This window comes from Allobosea eneae, assembly GCF_042657265.1.
Taxonomy (GTDB): Bacteria; Pseudomonadota; Alphaproteobacteria; order Rhizobiales; family Beijerinckiaceae; genus Allobosea; species Allobosea eneae.
Genome location: NZ_JBHSLW010000098.1, coordinates 1 through 2,762, shown reverse-complemented (window position 1 = coordinate 2,762; position 2,762 = coordinate 1). Strand labels below are relative to the sequence as shown.

Genomic DNA, 2,762 nt, shown 5'->3' with positions numbered 1-2,762 from the left:
GTGGATACAGAAATTTCCATCACGAGATCCTTCGCTAAAACAAGCCGAAGAATCTCAGATCAGAACCAAACCCGCCATGTGGCATCGCCTTGGCGCTTACCAACTAATGCGTGTCAGCGGCGCTTCTTGGCGACAGTTTCTTGCTTCCGGGACGGCTGCGGGACCGGTGCTTCCGCCCCGATTTCCTTGCTCAGCTGCTCGAAAATGCCGTCATATGGGAGCCCAAAGGACTCGACGTCGCCCTTCACACTCTCCTCGCGGATTCCAAGGAGGCTCCAAACCGAAACGCCGAAGCTATCTGCCAGCGTGGTCAGGGTTTTCAGGGAGGGGTTGCCGCGGCCATAGCGCAATAAGAGCAGGGTGCTGCGTGAAAGCCTCGAGGCCTTCACGAATTCCTCGTGGCTGGGATATGTGCGCTCGATCTGTCTCAGGCGAAGTGCCAGAACCGAAGACAGCCACGGATCGTCGCTGCGCTCGCGCTTCTTGTAGATCCGTGCCCCTGAAGGCGAGCCTTTCCTCATAACCGATTCCATTCGCGGCTATAGGTACGGGCGTCGATCAAGGTTTGATAATCGGACGTTTTCCTCAACCAGCATGCTCGAAGAGCCTTGCTCATGGACTGCAGCACAGCGCGCATGACTCCAAAGGCGCGCGATGTCCAGCAATTTAGTGATTGGGGTAATGACAGCTGTGCAGAGCTGCCCCCTGGCAGCCCGTGCACCGCGCCGACCCGCACGATCCCCTGCCCAGAAAGCTGCCAGTTCTTGGCTCGAACCGGGGGAGTTGATGGTCCTATTTTCGGCCTCGGGATCATAGGATGTCTCAAAACTGAACAGGCAGGGAGCGCGATCCTCTCAGAATGAAAATATCATGCCTGCACGATTCTTGGACACTCCGGCCCTCTTATTCATAGGGCTTAATCGTCAACATCTGCTGGGTAGTCGGCCGTGTGACCGAGCCTGGCGTAAACGGTCTCGCGCGGCAGTTCATCATTGCAACTGCGGAGTGCATTTCCCTTGCGCTGCCAATTTCTTCGGCTAGTTTGACCAAACGGAATGAGAGACCTTTCCGTGCCTCCCCTGAGCCTGGTCTCCAGGCGAACTCCAAAGGGCCGACGAGGCCCTTTTTCTTGAGCGATTGGTCTCCCACACCTTGCCGTCAGAGGTTTCTCGCCATCTGGGCGACGGAGAAGTTTGGGATGCGGGCAAAAAAAGGGCCGGCGTCCCTGTTGGGAGCCGGCCTTGAAAGTTTGAAACACCCGGCGACACGCCGAACATCTCAGAGGGGAACGGCTGAAACGGGGTCGACGCCGGGAGGAGGTGGCGGAGCCCGTTCAGAACAACCGTGGCGCTGATATCGACCTCTGCCGTTCAATATGCAATGCAGCATTACAGAGGTTCGTTATGCGCATTGCGCATGACCAAACCATGATGGCTCAGCATCTCAGGCGCGCAGGTTCTGCTCGCGATTGGCGGCCCGCTCGAGCTCGGTCTGGCTGACGAGGACGCCCTTCTGAAAGACAGCGCAGGAGGTAACGCCAGGGCTTGCCTGCAGCTCGCGAAATACCTGAAGCGCTTCAGCGGCCGTGCCGGCCCGCTTGATCTGCTTGGCGCTCCGCGTGAAGGCCTTCACCTGGTACACAGTCATTCCCGCCGTTGCTTAGAGCCTGCGGCATAGCGAATGTAGCGTTGCGGGGAAAGCACTCCTCGTTATTTTCAGGTGGGAAGTGACCTTGCCGAGCCACCGATCCGGGCATCGGGGGATCTCACACCGCTGCCGACAACCCGCTGCTGTTTCCTCGAAAGCGTCAGCGTGCGAACGCCAACGGGAGCACCACCACTCCGAATAGCCCGGCAACAATGCCGGTGCGGATCCACACGCCCGTGAAACGATGGCTCAACAGCATCGACGCTCTCCACCCAACACGCCGCTCTTCGGCGGCTCTCTGCCGCGAGATGACCACGGGAAAGAGGTAACGGCAAGTTGGTGGACAGTTTGCTCCACGACGCATTCAATCGCACAGCATCGCGCGCAGATATTGCCGCTCCAGCATTGCGCTTGGACGCTGTCGGCGTTCCTTCCGCTTCGCAGAATGGCGATCCCCTGGCGCGATGGCCGAGTCGTCACGAGGTGCCTAAGCGGAAGAACTGAGCGGGCAGTTCTTCTCTGTGCGTTTCTCATCATGGTCATGATCGACCGTCGCGTATCGAAAGCCCCCTCCCCTGCTGCAAATTCGGCCTGGGCTACGATCGCTGCTGATAGCCTCGGCGGCATTTGCGCTTCAGCCAAGCGTCGAGCGCGAGATGGGCGTCGGTCGGCTGAGGGAATAATTCGGTGCGCCGCTGGCCCAACGAGCCGATGCGTCCCCACTCACGGACCAGGGCGCTGTCGCCGAACAACGTTGGTTCAATCGACAGTACGTAGTAGCGCGCCATGTTTTGCGATGGGTCGATGCGCTCGAGAAGGATGTGAAGAAGAGACATGGCGGACCCACGATGCTGCGTCGTCTGAATCCTTCCATTCGCCATGCGGTGGGTCCAATTGATTGGTTGAATCGCTTCGCCCATATCGATTCACGTTCGTGATCGACGAATTATGAGGTGGGCCGGCAGGTGACATATGCAGGTTATTGTCCTGCTGGAAGTGCAGTCCCCGCCCCTGCTTGTCAAATCGCATTGAAGCGCAGCCCCCTTATCGCGTTGAAGGCTGGGTCTGACTCAAATCTGCTGCAGGTCGGGGCTGTTTTGATGCTGGTTTCCAGA

General features: G+C 58.6%; 3 protein-coding genes. All 3 read right to left on the bottom strand.

Translation table 11 applies throughout. The annotated features are described in order from the left end of the window. Positions 1 to 113: 113 nt before the first annotated feature. The 3 genes from ACFPOB_RS29615 to ACFPOB_RS29605 all read right to left on the bottom strand — a co-directional run bounded on the left by ACFPOB_RS29615 (position 114) and on the right by ACFPOB_RS29605 (position 2,567). Positions 114 to 521, bottom strand: coding sequence for a hypothetical protein (locus ACFPOB_RS29615; RefSeq protein WP_377801766.1), 408 nt, complete (start codon positions 519 to 521; stop codon positions 114 to 116). 922 nt (positions 522 to 1,443) lie between these two features. Then, the gene (locus ACFPOB_RS29610; protein WP_377801765.1) at positions 1,444 to 1,647 is read right to left on the bottom strand and encodes a hypothetical protein; all 204 of its coding nucleotides are present in this window, start codon (positions 1,645 to 1,647) and stop codon (positions 1,444 to 1,446) included. Positions 1,648 to 2,243: 596 nt separating this feature from the next. Further along, positions 2,244 to 2,567, bottom strand: a complete 324-nt coding sequence (locus ACFPOB_RS29605; RefSeq protein ID WP_377801764.1) for a WGR domain-containing protein — start codon at positions 2,565 to 2,567, stop codon at positions 2,244 to 2,246. Between the last annotated feature and the right edge of the window lie 195 nt (positions 2,568 to 2,762).